This is a genomic window from Hymenobacter sp. YIM 151858-1, from assembly GCF_025979705.1.
Lineage (GTDB): Bacteria > Bacteroidota > Bacteroidia > Cytophagales > Hymenobacteraceae > Solirubrum.
The window spans coordinates 1923549-1942870 of sequence record NZ_CP110136.1 but is presented as its reverse complement, the minus strand read 5'-3'; the positions used below and the strand labels follow the sequence as shown (position 1 = coordinate 1942870).

Genomic DNA, 19322 nt, shown 5'->3' with positions numbered 1-19322 from the left:
AAAAGCCCCCACAGCAACGTATTTGTGCCGTTGAGGCTTGATGCCGTGGCTTTTCCTGTCCGCTTTCGGAGTAGAAAAAAGCTGTCCATAGAAGTTAGGTGTGTGGAAGTAGGTAGGGCGGAGGTGCAGGCAATACCTGGCCTACCCGGGCCTGATGAGCCGGAGCAGGAAAGGCCGGAAGAGGAGGTGGGCTTCGGGCACCTAGGGTAGTGCCGAAGGCTAAAGGAGGATTGCACCGCCCCGGGCGCCGGGGGCGGGCAGTAGCTAAAAACGACAGCTTGCGATGGCCGTTGGATTGCACAATTTGGCCGTTAAGCCTTAGCGCGGGCTCAGCAGCGCATGCCTGTTGCGGTTGGCAAGCCAGCAACGGGCAGCAAACTCAGCTCCGAGCAAAGCCTCGGGCGGCGCTTGCGGATCGGAAAAGCAACGTCAACGGTGGGCTGGGCGGGCGGTAGCGGGCGGGCTGGCGGGTGCGTCAACACCTACCACTGAATATACCATTAAGCAACTGCCCTTCGCAACTAAAACAATAAAATAATTCATACAAAAGATAAGATAAGTCATATAATTTTAAAAGAATGCTGTGGCTAGCTCAAAACAGTGCCCCTGGCCCCGGCAACGAGGCAGCGGGAGCAAGCCCTGGGGTCGCCAACCCCACGGCGCGCTTTGGCGTTGGGTTGCTTACTTCGCAGCCCCTTACCGCCGCCATGCCCCAACGTGTTCTGCTGCTTGCAGCTTTGCTGAGCGCCCTAGGTGCCCAGGCCCAAACCCCGCCTGCCACCGATACCACCCGCCGCGCCGTGGCCTTGCCCGAGGCCACCGTAATTGGCTATGGGCAGCGGTTGCCGCTGCGGCGCACGGCGGCGGCCGTGGGCGTGGTAGATGAGCAGGTGATTCGGCGCTTCAACGAGGTGTCGCTGACGCAGGCCGTGAACACGCTGCCGGGCGTGCGGCTGGAGGAGCGCGCCACGGCCAGCTACCGGCTGAGCGTGCGGGGCAGCACCATCCGCTCGCCGTTTGGGGTGCGCAACGTGAAGGTATACTACAACGACATACCCTTTACCGAAGCCAGCGGCAGCACCCCGCTCAACCTCCTCGACCCGGCCACCCTAGGTAGAATTGAGGTGATAAAAGGCCCGGCAGGCAGCGCCTACGGCGCAGGCACGGGCGGCGTGGTGCTGCTGGGCAACCGCCGGCCCCTGCCCGGCGAGGCGCGCGTGCAGCTTGGGTTGGCGGCGGGCTCGTTTGGCTTGTGGCGCTACTCGGCCGTGGCCGAAACCGGCAAAGAGGGCCGCACGCTGCGGGCGCAGTACACCCGGCAGGAGCTCGATGGCTACCGGCAAAACAGCGCCCAGCGCCGCGACGTGCTGGCGCTGGACGGCGAGCTGGCTACCTCCGAAAAGCAAACCATCAGCCTCAGCGCCCTCTACACCGACCTCGATTACCAGATACCCGGCAGCCTCACGCGGGCGCAGCTCGGGCAAAACCCGCGGCAGGCCCGGCCGCGCAGCGCCGCCGGGCCCGGCACTTTGGAGCAGCGCGCCGGCTACCGCTCGCGCACGGCGCTGCTGGGCGCCACGCACGAGTACCGTTTTTCGGCGGCCTTCAGCAACAAAACCACGCTCTACACCACCGGCTCGGTTATTCGCACGCCGTTTTTGGTTGATTACGAGCGCAACACGCAGGTGGGCTGGGGCGGGCGCACCAGCTTTGGCTACCGTACCCTGTTGGCCGGGTTGCCGCTGCGCCTCACGGCCGGGGGCGAGGTACAAACCGCGTTCGAGAACTCGCGCAACTACCAAAACCAGGGCGGCACCCCCGGCCCGCTGCGCTACGACGACGAAATCCGCACGGCCACCGGCTTTGCGTTTGGGCAAGCCGATTGGGAACTGCCCTACGGCTTTCTGGCCACGGTGGGGGCCAGCTACAACCGCCTGCGCTACCGCATCTACCGCGTGTCCGATGCGGCCTTGCGGCCCAACAATTACCGTTTCGAGCGCAGCTTCCGGCCCGAGGCGTCGCCTAGGGTAGCGCTGCTGAAGGAGCTGACGCCGCAGGTATCGGCCTACGCCAGCGTAAGCAGCGGGTTTTCGCCGCCAACCGAGGAGGAAATCCGGCCATCCAACGGTTCGCTCAACCGCGATTTGCAGGCCGAGCGCGGCACCAGCTACGAGGTAGGCACCCGCGGACAGCTGCTCGGCAACCGCTTGCGCTTCGAGGTGGCGGCCTATGATTTCCGGCTGCGGCAAACCATCGTGTCGCGCACCGATGCGCAAGGGGTGCAGCTGTTCTCCAACTCGGGCTCCACGCGGCAGCGCGGCGTGGAGGTAGCCCTGAGTGGCTGGCTCTGGCAGGCACCAGCAGCGGCCGGTACTACCGCCACCGAGGCCCCGGCGGCGCCCCTGGGTTTGCGGGCTTTCGTGAGCTATGCCTACAACCACTACCGCTTTGGCCGCTACGAAAGCAACGGCAACGATTTCAGTGGCAACCGCCTCACGGGCACGGCGCCCCACACCCTGGCCGCCGGCCTCGATTTCGGCTACTCCCTGGGTTTCTACCTCAGCCCTACCACCAGCCACCAAGCGCGCATTCCGCTCAACGACGCCAACACGGAGTACGCGGCCGGTTACTGGACGTTTGCGGCGCGCACGGGCTGGCGACGCACCTGGTTTCAGCACCTCGAAACGGAAGTGTACGCTGGCCTCGAAAACGCCACCAACCGGCGCTACAGCCTCGGCAACGACCTGAACGCTTTTGGCAACCGCTACTTTCAGCCCGCACCGGGGCGCAACTACTACGGCGGCGCTACGCTGGGCTGGCGCTGGTAGGCCGAGGGAAATACACCGAAAACCGGGAGCCCACGCCCGGCTCGCTGCTGACCTGGATGCGGCCGCCGGCGTTTTCGACGCTGCGCTTCACCATGTAAAGGCCCACGCCCGAGCCCTCCACGTGGCCGTGCAGGCGCCGGAACATGGTGAAGAGCTGCTGCTGCTGCTCGGGCTCCAGGCCCAGGCCGTTGTCGTGCACGTGCAGCACGGTAAAATGCTCCTGCACCTCGCACGCAATGCGGATGTGCGGCGGGCGCTCGGGGTGGCGGTACTTAAGCGCGTTGCTGAGCAGGTTGTACACCACCGAGCGCAAATTGCGCGGCGAAAACGACACGCTGGGGCACTGGCCTAGGTCGGCCTCGAGGTGGGCGCCGGTTTGCTCGATCAGGGGCTGCAAATCCTGGCGCACGTCGTCGAACACGGCGGCCAGCGACACTTGCGCGGGCGGCTGGTCGAACTCCTTTTGCAACTTGGTAACCTCGCTCAGGTAGCCGATGGTACGCTTGAAGCGCTCCACCGAGTCGTGCATCATGTGCAGCACCGGGGCCAGCTCGGGGCTGCTGAGCGCGGCCGTGGGCAGCTGGTGCTCCAGCAAATCAAGCAGCCCCTCGATGTTGGTGATGGGCACCCGCAAATCGTGCGAGGCGCTGTAAATGAAGTTGTCGAGGTCGACGTTGGTGCGCACCAGCCGCTCGTTGGTGGCCTGCAACTGCTTGTTGAGGGCGCGGGCTTCGTCGCGGGCGGTGCGCAGCTGCTGGGTAAGGCGCTGCAAGGCCTGCTCGGCCAGTTGCCGCTCATGGATATCGAACACCGTGCCCACAATGCCCGCGTACTCGCCGGCCGCGTTGTAGCGGGGCATGCCCGCATCAATGGCCCAGCGGTACTGCCCATCGTGGCGGCGCAGGCGGTACACCACCCTGAAAGGTACGCGGTGGGCATTGGCCTCCAGAAAGGCTTGCTCGGCCGCGGCGGCATCGTTGGGGTGCACGGCCAGCAGCCAGCCGGTGCCCAGCGCCTCGGCTTCTTGCTGGCCGGTGTAGCTGTACCATTGCCTATTGAGGTAGGTGCACTGGCCGTCGGGGTCGGTTACCCAAATCATCGAGGGCAGGCTGTCGGCCATCGAGCGGAAATACTCCTCGCTTTCGAGCAAAACCTGCTGCAGGCGCTTTTGCTCGTGAATGTCGGTATCGGTGCCAAACCAGCGGGTGATGTTGCCATCGGCGTCGCGCAGGGGCAGGGCCCGCACCAAAAACCAGCGGTACTCGCCGCTGGCGGCCCGCAGGCGCGCTTCCACCTCGTAGGGCGTGCCGTGCGCCAGCGAGTTGTGCCAGTGCTGCTGCAGCCGGGGCAAATCGTGCGGGTGAAAGTAGGTCGTCCAGCCGTTGTTCCGGCACTGCTGCCAGCTGCTGCCGGTGTAGCTGTACCACTGCTCGTTGTAGTAATCAACCTCGCCGTGGGGTTTGGCCGTCCAAACCAGCTGATCGATGGCGTTGGTAAGCGTAAGCAGCTCTTGCTGAAACTGCTGCATCTGCTGCTGCGCCACTACCTGCCCCGTTACCTCGTAGGTAAACACCACTACGCCGTCGGTGCGCCCGTGCTCATCGAAACTCGCCTGCTGAATGTAGTTGAAGTAGCCGTTTTCGATGGGGCCGCCGGGCGTGCGTTGCACCGGCAGCAGCACGCCCTGGGCCTCGTGCGTGATGCCCGTGCGGTACACCTGCTGCAGCGAGTGGTACGCCTCGTGGTTGGTGGCTTCGGGCACTGCCTCCAGCAGCGGCTTGCCCAGCAGCTCGCGCCCCGGAAACAGCCGCTCGTAGGCGGTGTTCACCATCTGGTACACGAAATCGGGGCCCGCCATCATGCAAATGGCCGTGGGCGCGTGCCTGAACAGCCGCTCCAGCCGGTTGTTCAGCTGCCGGTAATCGGTAGCGGCGGCCGCACCTGGGGCGGCGGGCTCGGCAGGGGCAAAGCTCAGGGTTAGCTCGTGGTGCTGGCACTGCACCGCCAGCTGCCAGGCCGGGGCCGCGCCCCCGGCGGGCAGCAAGGCCTGCTGGGGCTGGCCCGAGTGGTAAGCCGCCTGGCAATGCGCCAGCACCCGCTGGGCACCTAGGGCGGCAAAGCAGTGGCTAAGCGGCAGGTTGGGCTCGGCGGGCAGCTGCAGCACCCGTTGCGCGGCCTCGTTGAGGTGCGTTACGGTGAAATCGGCAGTACCGGGTGCCGCGGGCCGCAGCAGCGCCATGGGCGCCAGCGACACGTTGAGCACGGATTGGGCCAGCGTTGAAGCAGAAGTTGGGTGTTTTGACAAAGCCGGGAGAGGAGGCGCAGCACACAACTGCCGCCCGAAGGTAAGACTATGGAAATACGTGGGCGGTGCGCAGGCAAAACCAAGCTCGCAACGCCTGTTAGCGGTTGGGGCGCATGGCCCCTAGGTGAAACGCAACCGGGCGTGGGCGGGCAGCCAGGGTTCGGGCGCAAGGCGCACATACCGGCCACGCATTTTGCGCCCCCGGGCGGAAGTTCGGCAGCACGTAGCCACGCAACCGCATTCCGCGTACAAAGCCCGGATATCCACCGAAATGGAGCGACTTCACCCTTCTTTGCGGCATTTGCAACAGCTACACGAGCAGCTGCTGGGCCTGCATGAATATACGCCGGAGCACCACGGCGAGATGCTGCGCCTAAGCCAGGAGGCCCTGCCCGAGCTCGAGCGGTTGGCTGCCGTTGACATTGCCGGGCCCTGGCAGCGGCAAGTGCGCGCGAGCCGCGAGTTGGTAGAAATGGCCGTGGCCGAAGCTACCAAGCCCGTGCCGCAGTGGCGGCTGGTACGCACGGCCCTCAACGGGGCGCTGTACCCGTGGGCGCATTTGCCGCGGTTGCCGCGCCCCTCGCCCAACGCCGGCACCTAGGCGCCGCCGCTACACCTTAATGGCTTTGCCCTTGCGGGCCGACTCGTAAATGGCCATGATGTAGCGCACGTCGCGCAGGCCCTCCTCGCCGGGGGTGCGGGGCGTTTTGTTTTGCCGGATGCACTCCGAGAGGTGGTCTATTTCGGCGGCAAACTGGTTGCCTTCCTTTAGCTGCGGTTCCTCTTTGCCCTCGGGCTTCCCGATTTTCATCGTGTGCTTGTCGTAGTCCGACAGCGGATCAAGGTCGAGCCAGCCTTTGTCGCCGAACACGCGGCCGCGCTTCACCGATTCGTAGCTGTACGACGACGTGCAGGCGGCCAGCACCCCGCTCGGAAAGCGCAGCGTAAAGGCCACGTTGTCTTCCACTTCCTTAAATCTGGGGTCGTTGGGGTCGGAGGCAACCTGGGCGGTTACTTCCACGGGCTCCTCGCCGGCAAAGTAGCGCGCGGCGTTGAGCGAGTAAATGCCGATGTCCATCAGCGAGCCGCCGCCGGCCAGCTTTTTCTGCACGCGCCAGGTGTCGGCCTGGTCTTCGGCGGGCTTCACGAGGCGGCCGTGGTCGGAGGTGATAAAGCGCAGCTTGCCCAGCTCGCCCTTCCGGATGCGCTCAATGGCATTCAGGTTAAACGGCTCGTACTGGCAGCGGTAGGCAATCATCAGCTGCTTGCCCGCTTTTTGGCAGGCGTCGATCATCTTCTGGCAGTCCTCCACCGAAGTGGCCATGGGCTTTTCGCAGAGCACGTGCTTGCCCGCCTGCGCCGCCCGGATGGTGTACTCGGCGTGCAGGCTGTTGGGCAGAATGATGTACACCACGTCCACCTCGGGGTTGTCCTTCAGGCTGTCGAAGTTCTGGTAGCTATAGATGTTCTTCTCCTGAAGCCCGTATTCCTGCGCCAGCTTCCGGGCTTTGTCGGGCGAGCCGCTCACCAGGGCAACCAGCCGGGAGTGTTGGCAATCCTTAAAGTTGGGCATGATTTGCTCGGTGGCGAATTTGCCCAGGCCCACAATGGCCCAGCCGAGTTTCTTCTGATCGTTGTTTTGCATAGCGGCGGTAAGAGGTTGAGCGAGCGAGGCAGCGGCAGCGCCCGGGCCGGCCAGCGCTGCCAACGCAGCACCCAGCCCGGCCTGGCGCAAAAACTGGCGGCGCGAATCGGCAGCATTCATAAGCAGTGCGCAATTGGCCAATAGCAGGGCTAACGGCCTGGCCCAAGCCGGGGTTGCGGGGCGCCGCACCGGCTGGCTGCCTAGGTGCCGCAGCCCGCGCGCCACCTAGGCAGCACCCACTACCAACGGCACCGCCCGCCCCCGGGCTGCCGTGAGCCGAGGAGCGGGCGGTGCCGTTGCTGATCAAAACCAGAGCTGCCGACCTAAGGCCGCCACACCACGGTAAGGCCGGCCGCGCCGGGGTAGGCCAGCGGCGCTACGCTGTAGCGGCCAGGCAGGGGCTTGCGCCCCCAGCGGTTGCGGTGCGTGAGGTACCCCAGGTGCGCCGACAAAATGCCCACGCCGGCCCCGGCCACCACATCGGATTGCCAGTGGCGGTTGTTGAGCATGCGCAGCGCCGCTACGCTGGTGGCAATGGTGTAGGCGCCCACGCCGTACCACTGGCTTTGGTCGCGAAACTCGGTGTGCACAATGCTGGCCGCCAGAAAAGCCTGCGCCGTGTGGCCCGAGGGGAAGGAGTTGCGCGTGCTGCCATCTGGGCGCAGCACGTTGGTGGTGTGCTTGAGCGTGAAGGTGGTAGCGGCGAAAATGGCTTCCGATTTCAGCATCACCAGCAGAATGTTCAGCCGGTCGTTGCGGGTTTCGACGCCGGCCAGCTCCACGGCGGCCAGCTCGAGGTACGGCACGAAAATCAGAATATCGTCGGCGCGGGTGCGGAAGTTCGGAAACTGCCGCTGAATGTCGCGCTGCGCATCGTAGCTGCTGTACAGCCCGCGCCCGTTGATGGTGCTGACACCGTAGCCGATAAGCGCGGCCGGCACCACGGTAGCGCGCACCAGCTTGCCCTTGCACCAGGGCTTTTTGTCGGCGGCCGGGATGCCGCCGGGGTTTTCGTACTTCCGGATGGTATCGGGCGGGGCCGTGGGCGCCCGGGGCGTTTGGGCCTGGGCCACCACGGGCAGCAGGCCGGCCAGCAAAAGCAATAATCGGGGTGCAGACATACAAGCCGGAGTACCCGCAAAGGCACTCCGGTGTTAAGGTTGAGCTAACAGCGCTGAATTAGCCTAGGCCACCTCGGGCAGCACCAGTACGGGCAGGCGGGCCTCGCGCACTACGGCCGCCGTTACGCTTTCATGAAACAACTGCCCCAAAAAGCTACGACGGCGCGCTACCAGCAGCAGCAAATCGGGTTGCAGCATGGCGGCCGCATCGGCAATGCCCGCGGCGGGGCTGGCCCCGCTGAAGCCGTTGGGCTGCGCGCTGGCAAAGCCCGCCGTGAGGCCGGCGTGCTGGGCGTTGGCAAAGGCGCGGGTGGGGTCGTTGGTTACTTCTTCGTCGCTCACGTGCAGCACGGTAAGCGCGGCGCTGCCCAGCAGGGGCTGCAGCGTTTGGGTGGCGTGGGTAGTGGGCAGCGGCTGATCGTCGATGGCCAGCAGCACCTGGCGCGGCGGCACGGTGCCCGAGGCGTTGTGCGGCACAATCAGCAGGGGGCAGGCCACGTGGCGCAGCACCTCCAGCGAGGTGGTGTGAGCCAGCTCTTCGGGGGTGTTGCTGAGGTCGGGGCGGCCCACCACTATTACCGAGGCCTTGTGGCGGCGGGCTGCGGTGGCCAGCTCGGTGCCTACATCGCCGCGCTCGAGGGCGCAAGTAGCCCGCACGGCCGCCGGCAGGGTGCGCAGGCGCTGCTGCAACAGGTCGTTGGCCTGGCTTTCGGAATAATCGGCAGCGGCGGTAAAGGCGCGCGGGCTTAGCAACGAGGGGCGCACGTGCAGCAGCACCAGGTGCGCGCCCGCCGGCGCGGCCAGCGCGGCGGCGTACTGCAAGGCATGGTCGGCTACGGGCGAAAAATCAGTGAGAACAAGCAGGGTGAGCATGGCAGAGGGCTTTAGCCGGGCACCTGATAACGGCGCGTTGGCGCTGCAGTTTACAACCCGCGTGTTAATGGGTGATTACCTGGGTTAAAAAAAACGCCTTAGGCAGCCCCGGGTGTTGGGTATTGATGAACGCACCTAAGCCCTCGGGCGAGTGATTATGCGCTAACGACAGCCGCCGGCGGTTCGGCGGCCGAACTTTCGGTGCCCACGGTTGAGCTGCGCCGCTCGAGCAGCACCACGTTGCGCCACACCCCATGCAGCTGCCCGATCCGCTCCCGAAAGCCGATGGTGCGGAAGCCCGCCTTGGCGTGCAGGGCCAGGCTGGCGGCGTTTTCCTGCAAAATGCCGGCCTGCAGCGTCCAGATTCCGTTGGCCTCCGCCGCCTGCACCAACGCTTGCAGCAGGTGCAGCCCCACGCCCTGGCCCCGGGCATCCGGCGCAATGTAGATGCTTACTTCGGCTACGCCCCCGTACACGCAGCGGCCCGAAACGGGGCTGAGAGCTGCCCACCCCAGCACTTGGCCGCCGGGCCCCAGGGCCACCAGGCGGCTGTGCCCTAGGTGGCCGGCATGCCAGGCAGCCCACTCAGGTACCCGGGTTTCGAAGGTGGCGTTGCCGGTGGCAATGCCCGCCGCGTAAATAGCTTGCACGGCGGGCCAGTGATGTTCGGTTAACGGTTGCAGCAGCATCGGAGCAGGGGTTCGGAGTACAGCAAAAGTTGCCAGCGGCCGCCTCAGCAGCTGCCGCTGGTGCCGCAGCACGCGGCTGCCGGGGCCGCGGTGTCGAGCAGCGTAAAGGCCATTGGGGCGGTGGTCAGCACCTCGGCCGCGCTGGGGGCAATGCAGCACTGGCTGGCTGCTCCGGCCGTGTCGTGGTCGTCGTAGTGCGGGTCGTTGAACTCGGCGTCCTCATGAAAGTAGTACACCTCCCATTCTACGCCGTCGGGGTCGTTTACCCAAAACTTATCTTGCTTGGCGTAGCAGCAGTTGGTGCCGATTTCCTGGCGCTGTACCAGCCCCGCCGCGTTTGCCACGGCCAGGCGCTGCTGCAGCTGCTCAGGCGTTTCTACCTGAAAGCCCAGGTGGCCGAAGTGACTTTGCACGCGCGTTGGGTTCTGCACAAACGAGATAATCAGCGAGGGCTGCTCGAGCACGTACTTGGCGTAGCCGGGTTTAATCTTATCGGCGGGCTGGCCGAAAAACGTGTCGTAAAAGCTGATGGTGGCCTGGATATCGGACACGTACAGCGAAACGTGCATGCGGGGGAAGGAAGCGGTTTTCATAGATCAGAAGGGCGGAAAAAAGGTTGAGGAATGGGCAGAGAGGCGGCAGCACCTAGCAGGCGCAGCCAGCCGAAGCGTCGGTGGTGTTGCAGCAGGCGGCTTGTTGCAGAAAGGCGCCAAAGTGTTGCTGCACGCGGCTGAGCGTGTCGGTGTCGAGGCAGTAGCACACCGTGAGGCCGTCGATGTCGCCCCTGATCAGCCCGGCAGCTTTCAGCTCCTGCAGGTGCTGCGAAACCGTGGTGCGCGACAAAGGCAGCTCGGCCGCGATGTCGCCCGAAATGCAGGATTTTTTGGCGGCCAGCAGCTCGATGATGGCAATGCGGGCCGGGTGGCTCAAAGCCTTGGCTACCCGGGCTAGCTGCCGCTGGGCTTCGGTGAACCCGGAAAGCTTGGCGTAAGTCATGGATGCTTGAAGTATGACGTAAACATACGTCATAGTCAGAGCGAATGTCAAGCGCTGTTGCAAAAAAATATTCGCAACCAGCTATTTAAATACCAGCAAAGGCTTGATTGGTTGATGTATAGCCCTAGGTAACTATTTGTAAGTAAGCCAAAACAGCACGGCCCGCTACTAGGTGCAGCGGGCCGTGGCAGGGTTAGCGGGTGCGGTTGGTGGGGTCGAACCCGGTGGTATCGTCGGTGAGCGTGGGCGGGCGCGGCGTTTCGGTATCGTCGCTGCCATCGGAGTAAATGCGGTCGGGGGTGCTGCGCGACATAATCTGGCCGTGGGTTTCGCGGTTCAGCATGGCCGTGGTGCTGCCCTCGGTATTGTTGTTTTCTTCGGCGGGAGTGGGGCGGTCCTGCGCGGCGCGCTGCTGCTGTTCCTGGCGCTCCTGGCGGGCCTGGTGGTCGTCTTGCTCGTCGAATTGCGGGTGCTGTGATTTCGATGCCATGGTTGCGGATGTAAGTTCGGTACTGCCTGCGTGTACGTAGCGCGGGGCGCCTAGGTCGATAAAAAAGCCCCGGCCGTGGGGGGCCGGGGCGGGGGTATGGCGGGGGCGCAACGCTACTCGGAGCGGGCGTTGCGGTTTTCTTCGCCCGGCACGCGCTCCTCGTTGCTGAGGTGCTGCGAGGCCGGTTGGTTCAGGCCCGAGGCAAAGTCAGAGGAATCCTCGTCGGGGGCAGGCTGATCCAGAATCTGCCCGTAGGTTTCGCGGTCGAGCAGGCTCGGGGCCTTGGTGCTGGTTTCGCGTTGGTTTTCTTCGGCCGAAACCACTTTGCGCGGCTTGTCGGCCGAGTCGTCGGCGGGGGGAGTGGGGTACTGGGAATGCATGGCAGGGCGGGTAGGGGGTTAGTCGACGGGGTACAGGCTGCGGCTGGCGGGGTCAATCTGCTCCCAGTAGCGCATGCGGGGCCCCGGGGCCGCGGGCTGGGTGGCAGGTTGGGCCGGGGCGGGCGTGGCAACCGGCGCCGGGCTGATGCGGTTGCCGGGCGGTTGGGGCGTTTCGTTGTGGGGGGTGGTAGAAACCTGAGGCATAAGGATGTGGAAAAAACAAAGCCGAGCGGGTGGCAACGGCTGCTTCTTTATACGTAACAAGGGCAGTTGTGGCCAATGGGCACCCCCAAACGCTCCTTGCCACGCCTTACACCTGCTAGCCTGCCAACCCATGCACATCGAACACCAACCCGAAGACCAAACCTTTTACGCCACCTCGCACGGCTACGAAGGCGAGCTTTCGTACAGCCGCCCCGAAAACGGCGTGGTCGATTTCAATCACACCTACGTTGATGAGGAGCTGCGCGGCAAAGGCGTGGCCGATCAGCTGGCCGCCAAGGCGCTTGATTGGGCCGCCGGCGAGAAGCTGCGCGTGCGAACCAGCTGCCCCTACATGGCCAAATTCGTAGAGAAAAACCACGCGAAGTACCAGCAGCTGCTGGCCTGATAACCGCCCTAGGTGCCGCGGCATGCCAGCGCAATGGCGAGCCAGGCAGCCGCCGTGCCCGGTAACCCATCGGGCTGAACCTTGCAGCCACCGGTTTGGCTGCGCCCGACATGGCGCTTGGTTTGGCCGCTGCCTGGCACGCCCTAGGTCTGGGCACGAGCGGCCACAAAAAAGCGGCTCCGGATACCTTATCCGGAGCCGCTTTTGGTTAGCTGAAATCAGCCGGAATTACATTTCCGACTCCGATTTCATTTTCATTTTGTCCTTCTTGGCCTTCATTTTGGTCTCCTTGTTGGGCTTCATGCGGCGGCCTACGCGCATGTCGTCGGAGCCGGTGGCGCCGCTGTTCGATACGTTGGTATCGGTAGTAGTGGTGCTGGTGCCCGACATCGAGCCGCTGGTGCCGGTCGAGGTATCGGTGCCGCTCATCGTGCCGCTGCCGCTCATGGTGCCGGTGCCGGTACCCGAGCCGGTGCTCATCGTGCCGGTGCCCGAGCCCGACATGGTGCCCGTACCGGTGCTGGTGCCCGTGCCGGTGCCCATCGTGCCCGAAGAGTTGGTGTCGGTGGTAGTGCCGGTGCTGGTGCCGGTGCCGGTGCTCATGCTGCCCGAGCTGGAGCCGCTCATCGAGCCCGACGAGTTAATCATCGAACCGCCCGTAGAGGAGCCCGACGTGCCCGTGGAGGTGCCCGAGGCATCCATGGAGCTGCCGTTCATCGGCTTCACCTTCGACTTCATTTTGTCGCCGGCTTCGGTTTTGCCTTTCAGCTTCACGTTGCCATTGTCGTCGTTTTTCACCTTGGTCACGGTGCCATCGGCAGCCGTGGTCTTGGTTTTTTCGTCGTCCGACTTGGTTTTGGTGGTCTGTGCTTCGGCCACGGTGGTCACGGCGCACATAGCCAGCGCCAGCGACAGCAGGGAGATTGTTTTTTTAAGCATGGTTGGTCAGAAGATGGGAGTGGTTGGGAAAACTCAGCCCTTATACGGACAAAACGCAACGAAGGTGAACATCACCAGCTCCTCGGCCGGGCAAAGCGCCCAACCACCTAGGGCCCAAAGCCCAAAAAAGCCGCCTGCGCAACGCAGGCGGCTTTTTTGCGAAGGTAAGCTCGGCTTAGCGCGTAGGCATCAGCACGGTATCCACCACGTGGGTTACGCCGTTGCTCGATACCACGTTCGGGATAGAAACCGTGGCCATGCCGCCTTTGGCATCGCGCAGCATCACCGAGCTGCCTTTCTTCATCACCGTCAGGGTTTCGCCTTCCACGGTGGTCAGCTTTTGGCCGTCTTTCAGGTCGGAGGCCAGGTAGCGGCCGGGCACCACGTGGTACGTCAGGATGGTGGTGAGCTGCTGCTTGTTGGCGGGCTCAACCAGCGTTTGCACCGTGCCCGCGGGCAGCTTATCGAAGGCCGCGTTGGTGGGCGCAAACACCGTGAAGGGCCCCGTGCCCTGCAGCGTCGATACGAGGTCGGCCGCTTTTACCGCCGATACCAGGATGGTGTGCTCCGAGGAGTTCAGCGCGTTGGCCACGATGTCTTTGTCCGGCGTCATCAGGGCACCGCCTACCATCACGCCGCCCGCCGCTGCCGACGAGGCGTTCATCGAAGAACCCGCCGACATGCTCCCCCCGGTGGTGGTGCCGTTCATCGACGATTTCTCCTTCATCTTCATTTTGTCCTCCTTGGCTTTGGTTTTGGTTTGGGCCAGCGCCGAGGTGCTGAAACCGGTACCAACGGCCACTAACAAGGCAAGGGCGGCAAAGCTGTGCTTACGCATGGTGTTTGGGGTTTGGTGTGGATGATGAATGAGGTACTGCCGAACGTACGGCGTTCATCTTCAACCGGATTGGTGCCGCATGGTTTGCCAAGCCATGCCGCAACCTAGGGCCGTGCCGGCAGGGTCAGCAATTGCCAGCCGCCACCCAAGCACGTGCAGCGCCCGGTTCCCGGCAAGCTGAAGCAACCTGCAAGCCGTGCCTTGCTTCTGGCCAGCAAGTGTGTGAAAACGGGCATTCAACAACAAAGCCGGGCAGTGAGGAACGGCCCGGCCTTCGCAGAGTTCAGGCAGCCAGGCTAGTGTTTCATGCCACGCTTTGCCGGTCCATCGTGCGGTGGGCGTTTGCCGAGCTGATCCAGGGCGGCCCGAAAGCCGGCCGCGAGCTGCGGGGCCGGGCCGCGGCCGTAGTAGTGCAAAAACACCATGCGCGGCTGATCGAAGAGCATGTGGTTGTGCACGGCCACCACCTCCAGGTTGTGGGCGCGCAGGGTTTTGATGACGGGATTTACCTCGTGCTCCAGCATGGCAATGTCGCCCGCCACGTGGGCATCGGCCTGGCGGCCGGCAAACGCCGCCCACGAGTTCAGCCCGATGGCGGCGGTCATCTCGGTGTTCATCATCACCACCTGCAAGTCGGCGCGGCCCACGGTGTATTTGTAGGTGGGGCCGTTTACGGCGCCCTGGTAGCCCACCACTTTGTCCAGAGCCGCCAAATCGAACAGCTCCTTGCCCGTGGGGGCTGCGCCGGCGGCGGGCGTGGCGTTGTTGCCGGCCTGCGACGCGGCCGGTGTGGCACTGGGCGGCTGGTTGGCCGGCAGCAGCTTGGAGTTTTTGAGCGCGGCGGCAAACTTTGCGGCCAGCTCGGCCGGGCTGCCCATGCCGTGGATGTGCATGTAAAAAATGCGCGGCTCCTCGTAGAAGAAGTGGTTGTGCACGGCCCCCACCTCGAGCCCCTGGGCCAGCGCCGCCGACATCAGCGGGTTCACTTCTTCCTGCAGCAGCACCGTGTCGCTCATCAGCATCGCCGATTTGCCGTCGAGCGTGTGCTTGATGGCCACCCAACCCCCGAAACCAAACGCAATGGGCACCGGCTCGCCTTTGATGCGCACTTGCAGGTCGTTGCGCGGCAGCGCGGTGCAGTGTGTGGCCTGTGCCTCCACGTAAGTGCCTTTTTTACCTAGGGCCGCTTCGATGCTGGCAATTTCGGCGGCGGTGAGTGGGGGAGTAGGCGCTTTAAGCACTGCAGGAGCCGCGTTAGCGGCGCCCAGGCTCAACCAAGGGGCGGCGCCAAGCAGCGCGGTGTTGCGCAGCGCCTCGCGCCGCGAAATGCGGTGGTTCATGGGAATGAATTGAAAAGCGGATGGCGGAAAATGTAATTCAGCACGGGGCCTGTGCTGATGTTGTACGGCAAGCCCGCCACTACGCCGATATCAATTCATAGAAATAAATGCAACCATAAACAGCTCAGGGTTAGCAGCGCCCTGCGGGGGTGAGCCAGAACTGGGCCTCAGCCTACCGAGGGTTTAGCGTCGCGCGTACCTCTTAAAATGCACAAGCAGGAGCCTCGGCCACCTAACTCAGCTTATGCGCTGCCAGGGAGTATGGGCCAAGGCTGCGTATACACGCACTGGTGTTCCTGCAAAGCAAGCCTTCGCGGGCAGGGTGGTACCCTCCAATAATTGCCTCTAACAACATGAGTTAGAGTGGGCCACGCCAGCCGCTATCAACGGCCATAGCGCTCTGTGCCGCGCACGCAGCGGGGCAAAAAAACAGCTTCAAACCGCTAAAAAACAGCAGCCAACTGCCCGGCCTTTGTGCCGGAAAGCCCGGCAGCGGGTTGGCAGCGCGGGTTACCGGTTAGGGCGCAACGGCCCACTCCCGGGCCTCCGACAAATCGGAGTAAATGCGCAGCTCAAAGCCGTAGTTGTTCAGCACCGATTGGTACGTGCTGTTGATGAGCAGTTGGTTGAGCGGGTCGGTGGCTTCAACGCGGGCAAATTTGGTAATGCCGTACTCGTCCAGCAGCGGCAGCGCGGTGTGCGCAATCCACTCGATGTCGGCCGGGCGAACCGGGCCTAGTTGCCGGTCGTCGGCAATCCAGCTGCTAACGCGGTTGCGCCGCGCCGCTTCGAGGGCATCGAGCACGGCCTGCCGCAGATCGGCGCTGCTGATAAAACCTATCCATTGCGCTTCGAGGGCGCGGGCAGGGCCTTCGTCGTGGAGGTACAGGTTCAGGAAGCGGTAGGAGGCAAGAAGGTGCATGCAAGCGGGTGGTTCGGCGGCAGGGGCAACCGCAAAAAGGGTTGCGGCCCAGGGAGCACGGTTTCGGGGCGCATACTTACGCACTAACCCTGGCAAAACCAACTCGGGCCGGCAGCAGCGCCCGTGGTCCTAGGTGTCGGGGCCGGCCCGGGCCCAGGGTACCTAGGGCCGCGGGCTTGGCTTGGGGGCTTGCGTAGCTGCTGCATCCCGGCCCAAAAAAGATGCTCCGGCACCTAGGGCGTCGGAGCATCGGGTGGCAGCGCGCCGCGGTTTAAAACCGCGCGCCGATGCCCACTTGTATTTCCCGGATGCGGTATTCGGTTTCCGAAATGTAAGGCCCGGCCAGCACGCCCTCGAAGCGCGAAGCCCCCGGAATCAGTACGTTGTAGGGCGTATCGGAAACGGTGGCCGAAAGCAGCAGCCGGTTGCTGGTGTAGTACACACCCGGCTGCAGGTAGGTGTAGCTGTAGCCGTTGCGGCTTAGGTTAATCATCTGCCCCACGGCAATGCCAGGCATCAGCTGGCCGGCCTCGCCCAGCTTCACGCGGTAGTACAGGCCCCAATCGAGGCTGGCGCGCGTCAGCAAACGGCTGATGTGCTCCGAATCGTAGCTGGTAATCATGCTGTTTACGACCCGCTCGGTGTAGCCGGTGCGGTAGTTGAGGTGCTGCATGTTCAGCCCGCCCGTAATGGCCAGCACCACGCGCTCCGACAACGGCTTGAACGCCTTGGCCTGTGCGTAAGCCGAGAATGTGTTGCGCACCTGCACGCGCCGGTCGGCCTCGGTATACAAGTTGCTGCCTTGCTGCGGGCTGTAGGAGCCGCTGTGGGCCATGGTGCGGAACTGGCTGACTTTGGGGCCGCCTTCAAAATAAAATTGCCATTTGGCGGGCTCTTGGGCCATAGCTGGGGCAGCGGCCAAGCTGCCCAACAGCAGCGCAGCGGATAGGGTAAGGGGTAGCTTCATGCGGATTAGCAATTGATAAAGCGTGATGGGAAAGCACGCCCGGCCCAAGGATGATGCCAAATACTCAGTAGAGCGTATATATGAGTAGTTGAGTTTACTTAAGCACCCGCCAAAAAAACGAAAACCCGCTGCCGGTTGGCAGCGGGTTTTGAGGTGGTGGTCGCGCCAGGAATCGAACCTGGATCAAGAGCTTCGGAGACTCCTATACTATCCGTTGTACTACGCGACCAGATAGCAGCTATGGGCGGCAAAAGTAGGCAAAATTGTGGCGCTGGCAAATCGGGTTAGCATTTTCCGCGAAAATGGAGGCGTAACCTTCGACCGGTTTCAAGAGTTAAGCTTTACGCACAACCCGAAACCTAAAGCTCATTTGTATGGCCACATCCGAAAAAAAGAACCTCTACACTGCTGAGGCCCAAGCCGTGGGCGGCCGCAGTGGCCACGTACGCTCTACCACCGGTGTTATCGATCTGGATATGTCGGTGCCGGAGGGCCTCGGTGGCAAACGCGGCGCCACCAACCCCGAAGAGTTATTTGCTGCAGGTTACGCGTCGTGCTTTCAGCAGGCGCTGCTGGTAATTGCCCAGCGTGCCGGCGACCGGCTCGATCCGGATACGACGGTAAACTGCTCGGTGTCCTTGTTTCAGGAAGGCGAGGCGTATGGGCTAAGCGCTGTTCTGGATGTGGATCTGAAGAAATTCGACGATAACAAAACCATCGAGATGGTGCGGCAGGCCCACCAGATTTGCCCGTACTCGGTGGGTACGCGCGGCAACATGGAAGTGGAACTGCGCGTGAAAGGCCAGCAGGTGCCGGTGCAGGCCGAGGAAAACCTTGGCGTAGCCCAAAACGGCAACTAACGGCGCAAAGCCCACCACAACAAAAAGCCCCGCCAGCATGCTGGCGGGGCTTTTTGTTGGCAAAGTACCTAGGGCCATTAAGCCGTCTGCTCCTGGGCAGCCAGTACTTCTTTTACTTTTTGGGCGGCGTCCTTCAGCAGTACAGCCGAGTACACTTTCAGGCCCGATTCGTCGATGATGCGCGCGCCCTCTTCGGCGTTGGTGCCCTGCAGACGAACGATGATCGGCACGCGGATGTCGCCGATGTTCTTGTAGGCTTCAACCACACCGTTGGCAACCCGGTCGCAGCGTACGATGCCCCCGAAGATGTTGATGAGGATGGCCTTCACGTTCGGGTCCTTCAGGATGATGCGGAAGCCGGCTTCCACCGTTTGGGCGTTGGCTCCGCCGCCTACGTCGAGGAAGTTGGCCGGCTCACCGCCCGACAGCTTGATGATGTCCATGGTAGCCATGGCCAGGCCGGCGCCGTTTACCATGCAGCCCACGTTGCCGTCGAGCTTCACGTAGTTCAGGTTCGACTCCGAAGCCTCCACTTCCAGCGGGTCTTCCTCGTTGGTGTCGCGCAGGGCCGCGAAGTCCTTGTGGCGGTACAGGGCGTTGTCGTCGAGGGTTACTTTGGCGTCAACGGCCAGAATCTTGTTGTCCGAGGTCTTCAACACGGGGTTGATTTCGAACATGGCCGAGTCGGTGTCGTCGTAGGCCTTGTACAGGGCCGTTACAAACTTCACCATCTCCTTGTAAGCCTCGCCCTCAACGCCCAGGTTGAACGCGATTTTGCGGGCCTGGAAGCCCTGCAGACCCACGCGCGGGTCGATGTACTCTTTGTGGATCTTCTCGGGGTGCGCTTCGGCAACCTCCTCGATGTCCATGCCACCCTCGGTGGTGTAGATGATTACGTTCTTGCCCGACGTACGGTCGAGCAGCACGCTCATGTAGTACTCCTTGGTTTCCGACTCGCCGGGGTAGTACACGTCCTGGGCTACCAGCACTTTGTGCACTTTGCGGCCTTCGGCGCCGGTTTGCTTGGTCACCAGCTGCATGCCGATGATCTGCTCCGACAGTTCACGTACCTGGTCAAGGTTCTTGGCGAGCTTTACGCCGCCCCCTTTGCCACGGCCACCGGCGTGGATCTGGGCTTTGATTACGTGCCAGCCGGTGCCGGTTTGCTCGGTCAGCTTTTTGGCGGCCTCTACGGCCTCCTCGGCAGTTTCGGCCACGATGCCTTCCTGCACGCGCACGCCGTAGCGCTTAAGAATGTCCTTGCCCTGATATTCGTGAATGTTCATACTTCGGACTTGAGGTGGGTTTTCGGGTTCCGGAAATGTGCCCGCGAAAGTAGGCAATGTAGCGCGAAGTAGCACATAGTAGGGGTGCCGTTGCTCTCACTTTGTGGCGCTGCCCCTTGGGTAGCAATTACCTAGGTGCCGGCATTGCCTGGCCTCGGGCAGGGCGCCGGCCCTGCAATTAAGTGCCGCATATACTAAGCCACTACGGCCGAGTTGCCGTATAAGCCGGCTGG

At 63.3% G+C, this 19322-nt stretch carries 20 protein-coding genes and 1 tRNA gene; 4 read left to right on the top strand and 17 right to left on the bottom strand.

Annotated elements, in window-relative coordinates; genetic code table 11:
* Nucleotides 1–707 precede the first annotated feature (707 nt).
* Nucleotides 708–2828, top strand: a complete 2121-nt coding sequence (locus OIS50_RS08645; protein WP_264693911.1) for a TonB-dependent receptor family protein — start codon at nucleotides 708–710, stop codon at nucleotides 2826–2828.
* Here OIS50_RS08645 and OIS50_RS08640 read toward each other — a convergent pair.
* Nucleotides 2806–5133 (bottom strand): PAS domain-containing sensor histidine kinase, encoded by a 2328-nt coding sequence (locus OIS50_RS08640; RefSeq protein WP_264693910.1) that lies wholly within the window; start codon nucleotides 5131–5133, stop codon nucleotides 2806–2808. The two genes, OIS50_RS08645 and OIS50_RS08640, sit on opposite strands and share 23 nt — an antisense overlap.
* Before the next feature lie 301 nt (nucleotides 5134–5434).
* On the opposite strand from OIS50_RS08640, the gene OIS50_RS08635 reads away from it, so the two are divergent.
* Entirely contained in the window at nucleotides 5435–5734 is a 300-nt protein-coding gene (locus OIS50_RS08635) for a hypothetical protein (RefSeq protein WP_264693909.1), read from the top strand.
* A 9-nt stretch (nucleotides 5735–5743) separates the two neighbouring features.
* On the opposite strand, the gene OIS50_RS08630 is transcribed toward OIS50_RS08635, so the two are convergent.
* The 9 genes from OIS50_RS08630 to OIS50_RS08590 all read right to left on the bottom strand — a co-directional run bounded on the left by OIS50_RS08630 (nucleotide 5744) and on the right by OIS50_RS08590 (nucleotide 11531).
* A complete protein-coding gene (locus OIS50_RS08630) occupies nucleotides 5744–6898 on the bottom strand; it encodes a Gfo/Idh/MocA family protein (protein WP_264693908.1) in 1155 nt (384 codons plus the stop codon).
* A gap of 203 nt (nucleotides 6899–7101) precedes the next feature.
* Entirely contained in the window at nucleotides 7102–7899 is a 798-nt protein-coding gene (locus OIS50_RS08625; RefSeq protein WP_264693907.1) for a phosphatase PAP2 family protein, read from the bottom strand.
* Between the two features lie 63 nt (nucleotides 7900–7962).
* Nucleotides 7963–8772 (bottom strand): universal stress protein, encoded by an 810-nt coding sequence (locus tag OIS50_RS08620; RefSeq protein ID WP_264693906.1) that lies wholly within the window; start codon nucleotides 8770–8772, stop codon nucleotides 7963–7965.
* A 155-nt stretch (nucleotides 8773–8927) separates the two neighbouring features.
* Nucleotides 8928–9461, bottom strand: coding sequence for a GNAT family N-acetyltransferase (locus OIS50_RS08615; protein ID WP_264693905.1), 534 nt, complete (start codon nucleotides 9459–9461; stop codon nucleotides 8928–8930).
* 44 nt (nucleotides 9462–9505) lie between these two features.
* Complete coding sequence (locus OIS50_RS08610) at nucleotides 9506–10054, bottom strand: ArsI/CadI family heavy metal resistance metalloenzyme (RefSeq protein ID WP_264693904.1); 549 nt, start codon at nucleotides 10052–10054, stop codon at nucleotides 9506–9508.
* Between the two features lie 52 nt (nucleotides 10055–10106).
* A complete protein-coding gene (locus tag OIS50_RS08605; protein ID WP_264693903.1) occupies nucleotides 10107–10457 on the bottom strand; it encodes an ArsR/SmtB family transcription factor in 351 nt (116 codons plus the stop codon).
* A gap of 193 nt (nucleotides 10458–10650) precedes the next feature.
* A complete protein-coding gene (locus OIS50_RS08600; protein WP_264693902.1) occupies nucleotides 10651–10947 on the bottom strand; it encodes a hypothetical protein in 297 nt (98 codons plus the stop codon).
* A gap of 113 nt (nucleotides 10948–11060) precedes the next feature.
* Nucleotides 11061–11327, bottom strand: a complete 267-nt coding sequence (locus OIS50_RS08595) for a hypothetical protein (RefSeq protein WP_264693901.1) — start codon at nucleotides 11325–11327, stop codon at nucleotides 11061–11063.
* Between the two features lie 18 nt (nucleotides 11328–11345).
* Nucleotides 11346–11531, bottom strand: coding sequence for a hypothetical protein (locus OIS50_RS08590; protein ID WP_264693900.1), 186 nt, complete (start codon nucleotides 11529–11531; stop codon nucleotides 11346–11348).
* A 130-nt stretch (nucleotides 11532–11661) separates the two neighbouring features.
* Between OIS50_RS08590 and OIS50_RS08585 the strand changes: the two genes are divergently transcribed.
* Nucleotides 11662–11937 (top strand): GNAT family N-acetyltransferase, encoded by a 276-nt coding sequence (locus OIS50_RS08585; protein WP_264693899.1) that lies wholly within the window; start codon nucleotides 11662–11664, stop codon nucleotides 11935–11937.
* A gap of 228 nt (nucleotides 11938–12165) precedes the next feature.
* Here OIS50_RS08585 and OIS50_RS08580 read toward each other — a convergent pair whose 3' ends face one another.
* From OIS50_RS08580 to OIS50_RS08555, 6 genes are all read right to left on the bottom strand, one after another.
* Complete coding sequence (locus OIS50_RS08580) at nucleotides 12166–12876, bottom strand: hypothetical protein (protein ID WP_264693898.1); 711 nt, start codon at nucleotides 12874–12876, stop codon at nucleotides 12166–12168.
* 175 nt (nucleotides 12877–13051) lie between these two features.
* The gene (locus tag OIS50_RS08575) at nucleotides 13052–13558 is read right to left on the bottom strand and encodes a fasciclin domain-containing protein (protein ID WP_264694352.1); all 507 of its coding nucleotides are present in this window, start codon (nucleotides 13556–13558) and stop codon (nucleotides 13052–13054) included.
* 452 nt (nucleotides 13559–14010) lie between these two features.
* Nucleotides 14011–15054 carry a DUF1259 domain-containing protein gene (locus tag OIS50_RS08570; protein ID WP_264693897.1) on the bottom strand — a complete coding sequence of 348 codons (1044 nt, stop codon included), beginning with the start codon at nucleotides 15052–15054 and terminating at the stop codon, nucleotides 14011–14013.
* Nucleotides 15055–15571: 517 nt separating this feature from the next.
* The gene (locus OIS50_RS08565; RefSeq protein ID WP_264693896.1) at nucleotides 15572–15976 is read right to left on the bottom strand and encodes a hypothetical protein; all 405 of its coding nucleotides are present in this window, start codon (nucleotides 15974–15976) and stop codon (nucleotides 15572–15574) included.
* 271 nt (nucleotides 15977–16247) lie between these two features.
* Complete coding sequence (locus OIS50_RS08560; RefSeq protein ID WP_264693895.1) at nucleotides 16248–16943, bottom strand: hypothetical protein; 696 nt, start codon at nucleotides 16941–16943, stop codon at nucleotides 16248–16250.
* A 154-nt stretch (nucleotides 16944–17097) separates the two neighbouring features.
* A tRNA-Arg gene (locus tag OIS50_RS08555) sits at nucleotides 17098–17172 on the bottom strand.
* 145 nt (nucleotides 17173–17317) lie between these two features.
* Here OIS50_RS08555 and OIS50_RS08550 point away from each other — a divergent pair.
* Nucleotides 17318–17803: an Ohr family peroxiredoxin gene (locus tag OIS50_RS08550; protein ID WP_264693894.1), complete on the top strand. Its 486-nt coding sequence runs from the start codon at nucleotides 17318–17320 to the stop codon at nucleotides 17801–17803.
* 77 nt (nucleotides 17804–17880) lie between these two features.
* On the opposite strand, the gene sucC is transcribed toward OIS50_RS08550, so the two are convergent.
* Nucleotides 17881–19089, bottom strand: a complete 1209-nt coding sequence (gene sucC, locus OIS50_RS08545; protein ID WP_264693893.1) for an ADP-forming succinate--CoA ligase subunit beta — start codon at nucleotides 19087–19089, stop codon at nucleotides 17881–17883.
* Between the last annotated feature and the right edge of the window lie 233 nt (nucleotides 19090–19322).